Annotated in this window: 13 protein-coding genes, 1 pseudogene and 1 riboswitch; of the genes and pseudogenes, 6 read left to right on the plus strand and 8 right to left on the minus strand. The window is 41.8% G+C overall.

Annotated elements, in window-relative coordinates:
* The first annotated feature begins 134 nt into the window (after window positions 1-134).
* Window positions 135-1028 (plus strand): prohibitin family protein, encoded by an 894-nt coding sequence (locus PLE7327_RS07755; RefSeq protein WP_015143302.1) that lies wholly within the window; start codon window positions 135-137, stop codon window positions 1026-1028.
* Between the two features lie 395 nt (window positions 1029-1423).
* On the opposite strand, the gene PLE7327_RS07760 is transcribed toward PLE7327_RS07755, so the two are convergent.
* A complete protein-coding gene (locus PLE7327_RS07760; protein WP_015143303.1) occupies window positions 1424-2197 on the minus strand; it encodes a pantothenate kinase in 774 nt (257 codons plus the stop codon).
* 54 nt (window positions 2198-2251) lie between these two features.
* Between PLE7327_RS07760 and PLE7327_RS07765 the strand changes: the two genes are divergently transcribed.
* Together PLE7327_RS07765 and PLE7327_RS07770 are read left to right on the plus strand one after the other, a co-directional pair.
* Window positions 2252-2962 (plus strand): SDR family oxidoreductase, encoded by a 711-nt coding sequence (locus tag PLE7327_RS07765; RefSeq protein WP_015143304.1) that lies wholly within the window; start codon window positions 2252-2254, stop codon window positions 2960-2962.
* Between the two features lie 358 nt (window positions 2963-3320).
* Window positions 3321-3908, plus strand: coding sequence for a hypothetical protein (locus tag PLE7327_RS07770; RefSeq protein ID WP_041392994.1), 588 nt, complete (start codon window positions 3321-3323; stop codon window positions 3906-3908).
* 91 nt (window positions 3909-3999) lie between these two features.
* Here the strand turns inward: PLE7327_RS07770 and PLE7327_RS07775 are convergent, their stop codons facing one another.
* The 6 genes from PLE7327_RS07775 to PLE7327_RS07800 form a co-directional block, all read right to left on the minus strand.
* Entirely contained in the window at window positions 4000-4782 is a 783-nt protein-coding gene (locus tag PLE7327_RS07775; RefSeq protein WP_015143306.1) for an ABC transporter ATP-binding protein, read from the minus strand.
* Between the two features lie 337 nt (window positions 4783-5119).
* The gene (locus tag PLE7327_RS07780) at window positions 5120-5965 is read right to left on the minus strand and encodes an ABC transporter permease (RefSeq protein ID WP_015143307.1); all 846 of its coding nucleotides are present in this window, start codon (window positions 5963-5965) and stop codon (window positions 5120-5122) included.
* Window positions 5966-5985: 20 nt separating this feature from the next.
* A complete protein-coding gene (locus PLE7327_RS07785) occupies window positions 5986-7035 on the minus strand; it encodes an ABC transporter substrate-binding protein (RefSeq protein WP_015143308.1) in 1050 nt (349 codons plus the stop codon).
* Between the two features lie 122 nt (window positions 7036-7157).
* Complete coding sequence (gene hypB / locus PLE7327_RS07790; protein ID WP_015143309.1) at window positions 7158-7832, minus strand: hydrogenase nickel incorporation protein HypB; 675 nt, start codon at window positions 7830-7832, stop codon at window positions 7158-7160.
* An 84-nt stretch (window positions 7833-7916) separates the two neighbouring features.
* Window positions 7917-8294 (minus strand): hydrogenase maturation nickel metallochaperone HypA, encoded by a 378-nt coding sequence (gene hypA / locus PLE7327_RS07795; RefSeq protein ID WP_015143310.1) that lies wholly within the window; start codon window positions 8292-8294, stop codon window positions 7917-7919.
* A gap of 98 nt (window positions 8295-8392) precedes the next feature.
* Window positions 8393-9589 carry an agmatinase family protein gene (locus PLE7327_RS07800; RefSeq protein ID WP_015143311.1) on the minus strand — a complete coding sequence of 399 codons (1197 nt, stop codon included), beginning with the start codon at window positions 9587-9589 and terminating at the stop codon, window positions 8393-8395.
* A 91-nt stretch (window positions 9590-9680) separates the two neighbouring features.
* Here PLE7327_RS07800 and PLE7327_RS07805 point away from each other — a divergent pair.
* From PLE7327_RS07805 to PLE7327_RS07815, 3 genes and pseudogenes are all read left to right on the plus strand, one after another.
* Window positions 9681-10547, plus strand: a pseudogene (locus PLE7327_RS07805) (IS5 family transposase).
* 45 nt (window positions 10548-10592) lie between these two features.
* Window positions 10593-10723: riboswitch (guanidine-I (ykkC/yxkD leader) on the minus strand.
* Window positions 10724-10990: 267 nt separating this feature from the next.
* Entirely contained in the window at window positions 10991-11299 is a 309-nt protein-coding gene (locus tag PLE7327_RS07810) for a carbon dioxide-concentrating mechanism protein CcmK (RefSeq protein ID WP_015143312.1), read from the plus strand.
* 131 nt (window positions 11300-11430) lie between these two features.
* Window positions 11431-11784: a carbon dioxide-concentrating mechanism protein CcmK gene (locus PLE7327_RS07815; protein WP_015143313.1), complete on the plus strand. Its 354-nt coding sequence runs from the start codon at window positions 11431-11433 to the stop codon at window positions 11782-11784.
* Between the two features lie 93 nt (window positions 11785-11877).
* On the opposite strand, the gene PLE7327_RS07820 is transcribed toward PLE7327_RS07815, so the two are convergent.
* On the minus strand, window positions 11878-12366 hold the full coding sequence (locus PLE7327_RS07820; RefSeq protein ID WP_015143314.1) for a hypothetical protein: 489 nt from the start codon (window positions 12364-12366) through the stop codon (window positions 11878-11880).
* Window positions 12367-12395 lie beyond the last annotated feature (29 nt).

The raw sequence follows: 12395 nt of genomic DNA on the forward strand, positions 1-12395 counted from the left end.
GGGCACTACGCAATTAATTATGGAGTATACTTCCGACTTCTTAAAAACTTTCGACTTCCTGTTTACCAAGAAGCTAAAGAGGGAATTCTAGATCCAGCACGGACAATCATTATTTTAGTTAAATTAGGCAAGCTATGTCATTGATTATTTCAGCGATTACGGCACTAATTGCTTTTCTAGTTGCTTTTAGTGCCAAAGATATCGCAGGCGAAAAGAATCGTCAAACATTTAAAGCGATCGCGATGTTAATTGGCATGCTAGCAGTTTTCATAGCGATTTATCAATTTATTTCTCGTTTTTTAGTCATCATTCCTGCTGGAAAAGTCGGGCTGGTTGAAGTGTTTGGAAAAGTCGAAAATCGACCTCTCACCTCCGGCATCCATTTTGTTAATCCTTTAGGAAAAGTCATTGATTTTTCCAGTCGCTTGAAGGATATTAAAGAAACTGTCGATACGACATCTAAAGAAGGATTGGGTTTTAAACTCGATGTGAGTTTGCAGTATAAAATCGATCCTCAAAAAATTAGCGAAGTTTATCAAAATATCGGGACCGACGAACAAGAAATTATTATTTCTCGATTCCGATCGATTATTCGTCAAACAACGGCTAGCTATGATGCTGGAGATATTTATGGAGAAAAACGAGAAGAAGTTGCTCAACGCCTACATAAAGAAGTGAGTAATAGTTTAAGTCCTCTCGGTTTTATCGTTGAGGAGACTTTGCTAAGAAATGTTGTTTTACCAGAGAAGATTCAAGCAGCTATTCAACAAAAATTAGAAGCCCAGCAACAAAGTCAACAGCTAGATTTTGAGTTGGAAAAAACTCGTAAGGAGGCAAATCGCAAGCGAATTGAGGCTCAAGGAATTGCTGACTCGCAAAAAATTATTTCTCAAGGGTTATCGGAGCAAGTGTTGAGATTGAAATCTATTGAAGCAACTCAAAAACTTGCCGAATCTCAAAATAGTAAAGTGATTATTATTGGAGGAGGAGAAGATAAATTGCCATTAATTTTACAACAAGGACAGTAAATTCAGTTACAGTAAATTCAGCATGACCAAATAAAATTCATCCCGCGTTTATGCCAGGGCTATGAGCTATTTCATTGTCGAAAGCCAGAGAATAAATTCTCTGTCTACAGCGGTTTTCACAAAGTTGAAGTACACACAATTTCTTATTACTAGAGCCTTTCAGCCATGTTAACGTACCTCATGTTACTGAGAACCGCTGTAATACCTTAAGTCCTATAAGATGGACTTAAATTTTGAGCCAACTCGCGCTACCAGATTCGCCTAACGGCGGCGCGGGGTCGCTCGTCAAATTCATTTCTTGGTTAACTGCAATCAGAATGAAATAACCCTGCGTTTATGCAACGCCTGAATTTTTTCTTGTAAATAAAAATAAACAAAGATTGGGATTGTAATTATTACTTAGAAAAAACTAGCGATCGCATTCCCCAAAAAATTAAATTGGTATCAAGAATTATCCTCTCTGCTAGGTTGGGAAACTGAATTTGTAAATAACTTCGCAGGATTTTTGCATCTCCTCCGGTCAAAGCAATTTGACTATTAGGAAATTGCTCTAACCAATCCTCAATAAAATCTCGAATTCCTGCCAGGATTGTATAAATTACACCACTTTGAATTGCATCTGGCGTATTTAAAGTCCAACGATTGGGCAATCTTTCTGGTAATTTTACTTCAGGTAAAGCAGCCGTTTTCATGGCTAGAGATTGCAATTGCAATCTCAATCCCGGTAAAATAGCACCGCCAACTAAAACGCGATCGCTATTTGCCCCCGTAAAAGTCAATGCTGTCCCTGCATCGATGACTAAACAAGGAAATCCTAAGGTAGTCCCCGCACCCCACACGGATAAGGCGCGATCGATCCCCATAGTGGGATAAATTCTTTTCAATGGAATACTCTCTAACGCAATCAATTTAACATTAGGATAAGCTCGCCAAAGGGTAGTTTGTGAGGGAACAACAGAGGCAATATGAATAGGAAGAGCGCAGCTCCGATCCCGCCCGAAAGATAGCAAAGTTTTCTTTAAGAATTCTTCATTGACAACGTTGTCGGCGAGATGTTCGCTATTCCAGGATTGAGATAACTTTTCTCCCTGAAACCACGCCCAATGCAAGCGAGAATTACCAATCATTAAACCTAGCCAATCAAACTGCTTGCCAGAGTCATTAGTCATTAGTATCTGTCTAGGAAGGATTAAAATAAATAATGTAAAGAAATATTAAGTAACATGCAAAATAAGGTCGTTGTTATTGTTGGTGCTACGGGTGGCATTGGTTCGGCATTAGCGCAAAAACTCGCCCCTGCCGGAGCAAACCTCGTTCTAGCTTCTAGAAATAGTCAACGCTTGGAGGAGTTGGCTTCTCAATTACCCGCAACGGGAACGATTTTAAAGGTTCCGACGGATATCACTAATATCTCACAAGTCGAAACCTTGATGGAAAAAACAGTGACCCAGTTCGGTCAAATTGACGTTCTCGTCAATACAGCGGGTGCGGGGGTGATGAAGCAATTTAGTAAAATTACTCCCCAAGACATGGATGCCATGCTCGATCTCAATCTTAAAGGGAGTTTCTATACCACGCAAGCCGTCGCTAATTTCATGAAAGATAAGCAAAGCGGTCATATTTGCAATATCGTAGGAATTCTGGGCAAACATCCAATGGCAATGGCTTCTGCCTACTGCGCTTCTAAATATGGGGTTGTCGGGTTTAGTAAATGTATGGCAGAGGAACTAAAACGCTATGGTATCAAAATTACCCTCTTCTACTTTGGGGGCGTAGATACCCCATTTTGGGATAATGTTAGCCTCAAAGTCGATCGCCGCAAGATGTTAAGCGCGCAGACGGCAGTAGAGGCAATTTGGTTTGCTCTCTCGGCAGAACCTCAAGCTGTTCCCATGGAAATTAACATTCAGCCTGAAAGTCATCTATTTCTATAATTTTATAGGGGCGCAAAGCTTTGCACCCCTATTTCTAAAAATTATATAAATCGCTCGCGCGGCGGTATTGAAAGTCAACCCACCAATTCGCAATTTCTATCGATGCTCCTCCCGCGTTCGCGTCGGGGAGCATTTAGCAATGACAGTTAATTGCGAATTGTGAATTGTTTTAGTCACGGTTCTTAGACTTTGGCGAACCAATATTCCCTTTTTCTGCCACTATAAAAGAAGAATTCCCTAGTCGCGTAGCTTTGGCTTTTTGGCCAGATGTTCTCGAACCCCTGTAAAAGTCTTGCTAGAAAAGCAAAAGCCAATCGGGATCGCGAGAGATTCCATGCCGTTCCATAGTGCTGAAGTGATGACTTACACCACTCAACAGCTTATTGAGATTCTCGAACAAGAATTACGGGCAACCTGGAAGGGGGAACGCATTCTGCTGTCATCGGCAGAACGAATCGATAATCCCGTGATTGCCAAAGCGATCGATCTGCAAAAAGTCGGGAAAGTCTTCGCCTATCAAGATTTTCGCCGTCAAATCCATGCCTACCAACGACAGCATAAAGTTTCAGGCATTATCTGGAGGGAATGTACTTTTAGCGGTAAATCCATCCGCTATCCCGAACTCCACAACCAACTGATCCCCGTTCCTGGCGATAAAGAAATCCTCATGGCTGCCAAAGAGATGGTTTTGGATTTTTGGCGCGAAATGACCCAGGAGATGAATTTCTGGCTGGCAGCCAACCGCTATCGTCCGATTACGCTAGAATCGGTCGAAGAATTCATGCAAGAAGCAGAATGGGCAGAAATCGATGCGACGCAAACCGAGCTTTTTTTAGGGTTATGTTGGGGCAATCCCCAAGAGTATCAATATCTCTGGGCAAAGCCTAACTCTGGCTGCCATCGAATTATTGCAGCAATCAGCGAACCCAGTTCGATTAAGGTTTGAGGGTATATAAAACGCCCAGATACTCTCGATAACCATAAATCTTATCGTCGCGAACGTCAAAAGAAATTGCTGCCAAACCAGTTTATCGCCTTCAGGCTGCCGCTACAGCCTCCAAAGCTTCCTGTCCGTGTTGGCGCAGCAGATCCATTAGTTCGTCTCGGTAGTCGTGAAAAATAGAGCGACGCTTAATAGCGCGGGTGCGTTCGGGTAAGTTAATTTTCATCTCTTTTCTCACCGTACCCGGTCGAGCGCCTAACGCATAGATGCGAGTGGAGAGGAATACAGCTTCTTCGACATCATGAGTGATTGTGAAGATTGTAATTTCGGTGCGCTGCCAGAGATCTAACATGAATTCGTGCATCGATTCTTTAGTGTGAACGTCTAATGCGCCGAAAGGTTCGTCCATTAATAATACCTTGGGTTCGGAGGCGAGGGCGCGGGCGATCGCAACTCGTTGCTTCATCCCGCCAGAGAGTTCTTTTGGTAATGCTTTAGCAAACTGCGCTAACCCGACAACGCTAAGATAATAGCTAGCTTTATCGCGTCGTTCTTTTTTAGACATTCCCTGTAGCTTAAGTCCGAACTCGGTATTTTCTTGCACCGTCATCCAAGGATAAAGGGTGTAATGTTGAAATACCATACCGCGATCGGGTCCAGGTCCGGTAATGCACTTTCCATCAATTCTGACTTCGCCTGAGGTGGGGCTGTCAAGTCCGGCAATTTGACGCAGCAAGGTAGATTTCCCCGAACCCGATGCACCCACAGCGCAGATAAATTCTCCTCGTTCGATGTCCATGTTGATGTCTTTGAGGACAACTAACGTTCCTGCTTTTGTTTGGAAGTGTTTGTGTAGGTTGATTACTTGTAAATACATTGTTTAAGCTTAATTAAATTAGTTAAAAATTTAAATGGTATGGCGATTAGACAGAGCTTACGCTACGCGAGCGCATTTGATTTGCGAACAAGAGTTATAAATTAATTAACCACAGAGAACGCGGAGTAAGAGATATAGCGAATCTATTTGATTTGTGAAAAGCTCGCGCGAGCATCTTGCTCGCACTACAATGTTCATATTTCTTTTAGACTTGCTATAGAAAAGAAGTTTATATCTGTCATAGCAATTAATAAATAGTATCTGCTGTAACCAGAGTTACGCTTTTAATAACCGATCGTTATTACAAATGACAAAGAACAAGTGACAAAGAACAAAATTATCGTTTCTGATTTGCCCATTTACAGGAAACTCTCAGTAAATACTGAAATGACAAATCGAATATCAATCCAATAACGCCAATTATAATCAGTCCGACAAAAATCTCATCTGTCTTGAGAAATCGACCCGCTACGCTGATGCGACGACCCAAACCTTCTGTTGCTGCAATCAATTCTGAAACGATAACCAACTGCCAAGCGCTAGCCAAATTGATTCGACAAGTATCGAGAATTCCTGGCAAAACGTGCGGAAAAATCACTTGCAGTAGAGTTTGCCATCGATTCCCGCCCAACATATAGGTTGCTTCAATCAAATCTTTCGGTACGAACTTAACCGTATCCATGACCATCAGGGCGTTGAAGAAAAAGACCCCGATAAAGATGAGCGTAATTTTGGGTTCTTCGCCAATTCCCAAATACAATATCAACAAAGGAATAAAAGCAGGGGCAGGCATATAGCGCACCAACCCAAACAAAGGTTCTAGAAGGGCGCGAATGCTGGCAAAACTACCCATCAACAAACCGACGGGGATAGACAAGATTGCTGCTAGTAAAAAGCCAACGCCAACCCGCCACAAACTTGCTACCGTATCTTGGAGAAGTTCGCCCGTACTCCACAGTCTGCCAAATGCCTCCAACACTTTAGCAGGTGAGGGTAAAAACTTGGGATCGATATTTCCAAAAGTCGTTACCAGCCACCACAGCAGCAAAGGTATGGCAATGGAAGCCACCATCAATGAGGTTTGCAAAGGTTTGGGGATATCTTCGGCTAGCCTCCAAAAAACCGTCTGTCGTAGAGTTTTCGATCGCGCGACGGATTGAATCGATCCACTGCTATGATTCATAATTAAATTCCAGAATGCGGTTAGGATTGTTTAGCTTTCTCAGCGTAAGCTTTCACAAAGCGATCGTCAAAAATTTTGCTAGTATCGGGTTGTTGCTGGGCAAGACCGACTTCAACCAAAAATTTACCGATTTCCTGTGCCGCAAACTGTAGTGAGGTCATATCGTTGCCAGGTTGGAAGGCTTTTAAGTTCTCTTCAATCGTAAAAATTTTAGTTCCTTCGGCATATTCTTTGTATTCGTCAACGGTTACGCCTGCCCGTTTTGCCATAATATCATTAGATTTATCCCGATTTTCCTGCATATGGTCGAGCGTGGCAAACCAGGAATCAACCATTGCTTGTACTCGTTCTGGGTTAGCTTTCACAAACTTGCGCGTGAAGACTAAATGATCGGAAATAGAACCTGGAAAGTCTTTAGAACTAAATAGTTCTTTACTGCCAGGACGCTTTAATGCCTGAGTGGTAAATGGGGCAAACACTCCTACTGCATCAACTTTTCCCGCGACAAAAGCAGCAGCAGCTTGTCCCGTTTCTAGAGAAACAAATTCGATATCTTTTTGGGTTAACCCTTCTTTTTTAAGTCCTAATAACAGTAGAAAATGGTCTACTGTTCCTTCCTCAGCAGCAACTTTTTTACCTTTCAAATCGGCAATAGTATTAATGCCTTCGCGAACGATAATTTTATCGTTGCCAGTAGAGTTGTCGTTTACCAAGACGATTACTTGGTCGGCTCCGCCGGATACTGCGCTAATGGTATCGTTCAGGGTTTGACTGTTCCCATCGATTTGTTCTGCGGTTAGTGCGTTAATCGATTCGAGATAGCCATCAAACCACTGTAAATTTACTGAGACATTATTAGCTTTAAATATCCCTTCGTCTTGGGCAACCTGCCAAGGAAACCAACCCGGCCACGCACTAAATCCCAAACGCACAGTTGCTGCATTTGTTGAATTAGCAGAATCGGTTCCGGTATCGGTTTTGATAGAAGTAGCAGGATTGTTGCAAGCGACAGCAAAAGTTAGAGTAACAAAAAAAATGAGAATATAAGATAAGAGCGATCGCGTTTTCATGGCGTTTTATGCAGAGATACTTTGCCAGATATTAAATTATTAGTAATTAGCACAGATGAATCATTAACTTGCTGACACATCTGTTACAGAATTCATGTCTACTATCTTTAGACAGAAATTACTCATTTTGCGGTTACTTGGGATGTTACCCAATCTAACCAAGTTTCTAATCCTTCTCCTGTTTTGGCAGAAAGAGGAATTATCGTGACATGAGGATTGATTTGTCTGATATTTGCTTCAATACGATTTAGATCGATTTCTAAATGAGGAGCCAGATCCATCTTAGTAATTAATAAACAATCTACTTCTCGAAACATAATCGGATATTTAAGCGGTTTATCTTCTCCTTCGGTAACGCTCAACAGGGCAATTTTAGCGTGTTCTCCTACTTCAAATTCGGCAGGACAAACTAAATTACCGACATTCTCTACAAACACTAAATCGAACTCTGAAGGATTATATTCATGGGCTAATCTGTGGATTCCTCCAGCTACCATTTTGGAATCTAAGTGACAGGAACGACCTGTATTGATAGCGATTACAGGAACATTATATTGACGCAGGCGATCGGCATCTAATTCCGTTGTCATATCGCCTTCGATGACGGCTATTTTTAATACATCTTTTAATGCCGCCAGCGTTTTTTCTAGCAAAACTGTTTTGCCTGCACCGGGACTACTCATCACGTTCAGACAAGTAATTCCCCACTCGTCAAAATGTTCTCGATTGTGGTCGGCTCCTGCTTGATTAGCATGGAGTAAATTGATTTCTAAAGCTGCGTCAAATATTTGATGCATAGGTCTTCAGCTGTAAGGTTTGGATAACATATTTTATAGATAGATAACAAGGGGGAGAGGATGCGGTAAGCGAAAAAAATTAAATTAATGACTTACTTCTAATTCCTTAGATGCATTTGTATATTCAATGCGCTCGATTTTTAACTCTCTTCCAGAAAGAATATCTTCCATTGGCGAATGACACTGAGGACAGGCATATTGCCAGCCAACTTTTGGGGCATATTCTTGTTGACAAGTATGACAAAAAGCAATCAATGGAGTCTCTTTAATTACCAACTCAGTTCCTTCTAAAAATGTGCCGCTAGTTTGTACTTCAAAAGCAAATTTCAAACTAGCGGGTTCGACACAAGTAAACTTGCCAACAATGAGATGAATTTTTTCAATTTTTGCTCGTTCGGTTTGTAAATTATACCAATCTCTCACTGTTATGATGAGAGCTTTAGTCATGTCAGTTTCATGCATAAATTATCATTGGTCATTGGTCGTTTGTTGACGAGCCTCTTATTTTCTTTCTCCTCTCCGTTATCTCACATCTGCGTCTTTGCGTGAGATAAATCTCCTTATTGCCATTCTGCTACTAATTCTGGTTGTGCTTCTGGGTGGATATAAGAAGGCTTTTCTTTTCTTGGTAACTGTCCCGAAATAACTAAATGAGCCATCGTATCGCATATGACGCGAGTTGCCATCAAAGCCGTCATATCGCTGACATCATAGGGAGGCGAAACTTCGACAACTTCTAGTCCGCAAACAGGAGCATTGCGAACAATTTTTCTTAATAAATAAAGCGCTTCGCGAGGCAATAAACCGCCGGGTTCGGGCCATCCAGTTCCAGGAACAAATCCCGCGTCGATACAGTCAATATCGAAACTGATATAGACACAATCAGTTCCATCTAAGGCTCGTTCTAGAGCGAAATCTATGGCAGCATCTAAGCCTATTTCTGTGATGTCAGTAACGGTTAAAATATTAGTCGCTCTCTCTCGACAAACCTTCACGCCTTGACGGGGAACTTGCCAGCCGCCGATTCCCAATTGAACTAGGTTTTTTGCAGGAGCATTCTTTATATTAGTGGCATGAAACCAAGGACAAGTATGCATCCGTTCGTCTAAATCGGTTTCTTGGGTATCGACGTGGCGATCGAAGTGAATAATGCCCATTTTTTTATCGCCTAAATGCTGACAAATTCCGCGAACGGTAGGAAAACCAATCGAATGATCGCCGCCTAAAATAATAGGAAATGCACCCGAACTAAAGACGTGGGCAATTCCTTTTGAAATTTGATCGAAGGACTTTTCATTATTAGCTGGAATGGTAAAAATATCCCCGACATCGCATAAGGTAATTTGCTCTCGCAAATCGACCCCCATTTCAAAATTGTAAGGAGTATAAAGAGCAGAAATGCGACGAATGCCTTGAGGACCAAAACGAGTTCCCGGACGATAAGTCGTGCCTGAATCGTGAGGAACGCCAAGGATAGCGACATCGTATTCCCCAACCTTACGAACGTCCTCTAAATAGGGTGCTTTGAGAAATGTATTAATGCCTGCATAGTGGGGCAATTCACCGCGAGAGAAGGTTGGAATCGTGCGATCGCGAATGCTCTGTGCCGCTTCTAAACCAAATTCTAAACCTCTAGAAACCTCTTGTTGCCACCCCGTCATCGGTAGCTGTGCTTCCCTTTGTAAGGCTCTTTGTGCCTCGGTAGAATGACCGTTCAGTTGAGAATTTGGAGGTTGAAAAGGTTGTTGCTCAGTCATACGAATCCTCCCGATTGCCATATAAAATCAAAATACAACAAACCCGGAAGACTAATAGACCTCCAGCAAAAGTCAGAGTAAGTTAGGTAAAATAAAACCAAATTACAATTCGAGTTATGACTTACTCTCAAGTAAAAATTTAAAACCGACAGAGTTTAAACGGCTTTGTGGAGTATATCCAGAGACGTTTAAAGAGATGGTAAAAGTTCTAGAAGCCGAAAAAGTCTTACAAAAAAAACAGGACGACCAAATAAATTAAGCGCAGAAGACCAAATCTTAATGACTCTTGAATATTGGCGAGAGTATCGCACCTATTTTCATATCGGAACTAGCTGGGGAATAAACGAGACAACGGCTTTACGAATCACCAGAAAAGTAGAAGATATTTTAATGAAATCGGGACTTTTCAATCTGCCTGGGAAAAAAGCTGTTCAACCCCAAAATACAGAAATTGAAATTGTCGTAGTAGATGTAGCAGAACATGAAATAGAAAGACCGAAAAAAACAAAAAGCTTACTACAGTGGTCGGCAAAAGTGTCACACGATAAAATCGCAAGTTTTAGCTGACGCAAAAACGAGACAAATTCTTTGTATTGCTCATGAGAAGGGAAAAAGTCATGATTTTAAGATTTGGAAAAATAGTAAAATAGGAATCGAACAACAGATAGAATGTTTGGCTGATAAAGGATATCAAGGAATTCAGAAACTTCATCCCAACAGTAGAATTCCCAACAAAAAAAAGCGCAATCAACAGTTAAGTCTAGAGCAAAAGAAGTTTAATCGTAAGTTAGCAAGTGAAAGGATTGTAATTGAAAATATTCATCGCAGTCTAAAAATATTCAGAATTCTTTCAAGTCGATATCGCAACCGAAGAAGACGGTTTGGGTTGAGATTTAATTTGATTGCTGGCATTTATAATTATGAACTTCTTTCCCACTCCAATTATGCGATCGCGTAACACTTTTGCAGGAGGTCTAATGTAGATCAAAAGATTGCCATTAAAACCTCCCGGGCTTTTTTCCCGCCGTGCAGCTAACTTGAATTCTTTTGAAATTGCTCAAGCCTAGCTCGCTTCTCTCGGACCTGTCGTTCAAGCATTTTATAACTTCAACCGGAACCCTAGAAGCATTTTGGTGAAAAAAGGATAAATTAATTCTAGGAAAGAATATCAATATCTTGACTAGCAGAAAGTATTCAAGGCTACTAATGACAACCAGAATTGGTTAAGCTCAGCACCAGCACTGCATTCACTATTTACATAGATTTATATAGAAACATTACTTGAACCCACAGCAATTCAGTTAGTTTATAGAGAGCTTTTATGTATTTTAGCTCTTGTATTACGATATAATATTGGCCTGAAAAATTTCTAATTGATTGAGACTAGCCGGGAGAGCGATCGTGCCAGAAGCAGTTGGAGTCATTCAAACCCTAGGATTTCCGCCCGTTTTAGCGGCTGCGGATGCGATGGTAAAGGGAGGACGAGTCACCCTAGTTTATTACGACTTAGCCGAAAGAGGAGAATTTTTAGTTGCCGTTCGCGGTTCGATTTCAGAGGTAGAACCTGCTGTAAAAGCTGGACTAGAAGCAGCAGAAAAGACGGAAGGCGGCAAGGTAGTAAGCTATTACATCGTTCCCAATCCCCCAGAAAACGTGGTGGCCGTTTTACCCATCGAGTACACCTCAAAATCAGCGCGATTCAGAACTTAGCAACTATAGCGAATTGTCTCGATATAGACTATAGTTAAAAACTGAAAAATCTATAGATTGTATAGTCTCTAGCTTATTTAGAGGAATTTACGCCTAAACATTGTTATTTTAAGGATTAGGAGAGAGTAAATATGCCAGCTCAAGCAGCAGTTGGATCGATTGAAACAAAAGGCTTTCCCGGTATCTTGGCAGCAGCCGATGCTATGGTAAAAGCAGGTAGAATTACCATCGTTGGCTATATTCGTGCGGGAAGCGCTCGTTTTACCCTCAACATACGCGGCGACGTGCAAGAAGTCAAAACAGCTATGGAAGCGGGAATAGAAGCAGTTCAGCGCACTGAGGGAGCCGTGTTAGAAACCTGGGTAATCATTCCCCGTCCCCATGACAATGTAGTAGCTATTCTGCCTATCGATTACAACGAGACAGTCGAACCCTTCCGACTTGCAGCAGAAGGGGGAACGGTAGGAAATGGAAACCGCCGCTAGAAGAGTTATCAGCGATCGGTTTAGTTAGAAACAGGGACTGGCAGACAAGGAGAAACTACTAACCACTAACCGGTAACTGAATAAAGCGTCTGGCTAAAAACGCGCAAACAAGCGTTCGCCTATGGCTCTTACGTAAAGAGAAAGTGGTAATTGGTAATATTCCAAAACTAGCCAACCCAGACAAGTTAAATGGGCGAAAAAAGTTAACCCCATCCAGAATAGCGGCAACCAAGACAAGGTGCTTCCTGGCAAGGGAGGAAAGAGATAAGCTCCCAAACCAACAATGCTTGTGGGAAGCAAGACAAAAGCAATTCCAGCTATCCAATAGCCCCAACCCAGTTCGTTTTCTTCTCGATATCCTCCCGTCCAAGTTCGACCATTCCACCGCCAAGTGAGGGGAAGTTGGCTGTCTGCCATTTTGATGGTCTGCTGCTCTAAATTAGCCGTAAAAATATGACGGCAAAAGTTACAAGAAAATGCTTCCATTAACGGGATGGCAGAGATTTCACCGTGACGGCAAACCGGACAAGTATAGGTGCCATAAAAACTGAAACGAGTGCTTGAATTAGTAGGTTCAGACATTAGCTTTGTTATTTTAGATTTTGAACGTT

It is taken from the genome of Pleurocapsa sp. PCC 7327 (assembly GCF_000317025.1).
GTDB lineage: Bacteria > Cyanobacteriota > Cyanobacteriia > Cyanobacteriales > Microcystaceae > Hydrococcus.

Bases quoted from the DNA above. Each gene is read 5' to 3' on its own strand.
- PLE7327_RS07760 (WP_015143303.1), bottom strand. From the start codon at position 2,197: ATGACTAATGACTCTGGCAAGCAGTTTGATTGGCTAGGTTTAATGATT.
- PLE7327_RS07780 (WP_015143307.1), bottom strand. From the start codon at position 5,965: ATGAATCATAGCAGTGGATCGATTCAATCCGTCGCGCGATCGAAAACT.
- PLE7327_RS07755 (WP_015143302.1), top strand. From the start codon at position 135: ATGTCATTGATTATTTCAGCGATTACGGCACTAATTGCTTTTCTAGTT.
- PLE7327_RS07820 (WP_015143314.1), bottom strand. From the start codon at position 12,366: ATGTCTGAACCTACTAATTCAAGCACTCGTTTCAGTTTTTATGGCACC.
- hypA (WP_015143310.1), bottom strand. From the start codon at position 8,294: ATGCATGAAACTGACATGACTAAAGCTCTCATCATAACAGTGAGAGAT.
- PLE7327_RS07765 (WP_015143304.1), top strand. From the start codon at position 2,252: ATGCAAAATAAGGTCGTTGTTATTGTTGGTGCTACGGGTGGCATTGGT.
- PLE7327_RS07775 (WP_015143306.1), bottom strand. From the start codon at position 4,782: ATGTATTTACAAGTAATCAACCTACACAAACACTTCCAAACAAAAGCA.
- PLE7327_RS07770 (WP_041392994.1), top strand. From the start codon at position 3,321: ATGACTTACACCACTCAACAGCTTATTGAGATTCTCGAACAAGAATTA.
- PLE7327_RS07800 (WP_015143311.1), bottom strand. From the start codon at position 9,589: ATGACTGAGCAACAACCTTTTCAACCTCCAAATTCTCAACTGAACGGT.
- hypB (WP_015143309.1), bottom strand. From the start codon at position 7,832: ATGCATCAAATATTTGACGCAGCTTTAGAAATCAATTTACTCCATGCT.
- PLE7327_RS07785 (WP_015143308.1), bottom strand. From the start codon at position 7,035: ATGAAAACGCGATCGCTCTTATCTTATATTCTCATTTTTTTTGTTACT.
- PLE7327_RS07815 (WP_015143313.1), top strand. From the start codon at position 11,431: ATGCCAGCTCAAGCAGCAGTTGGATCGATTGAAACAAAAGGCTTTCCC.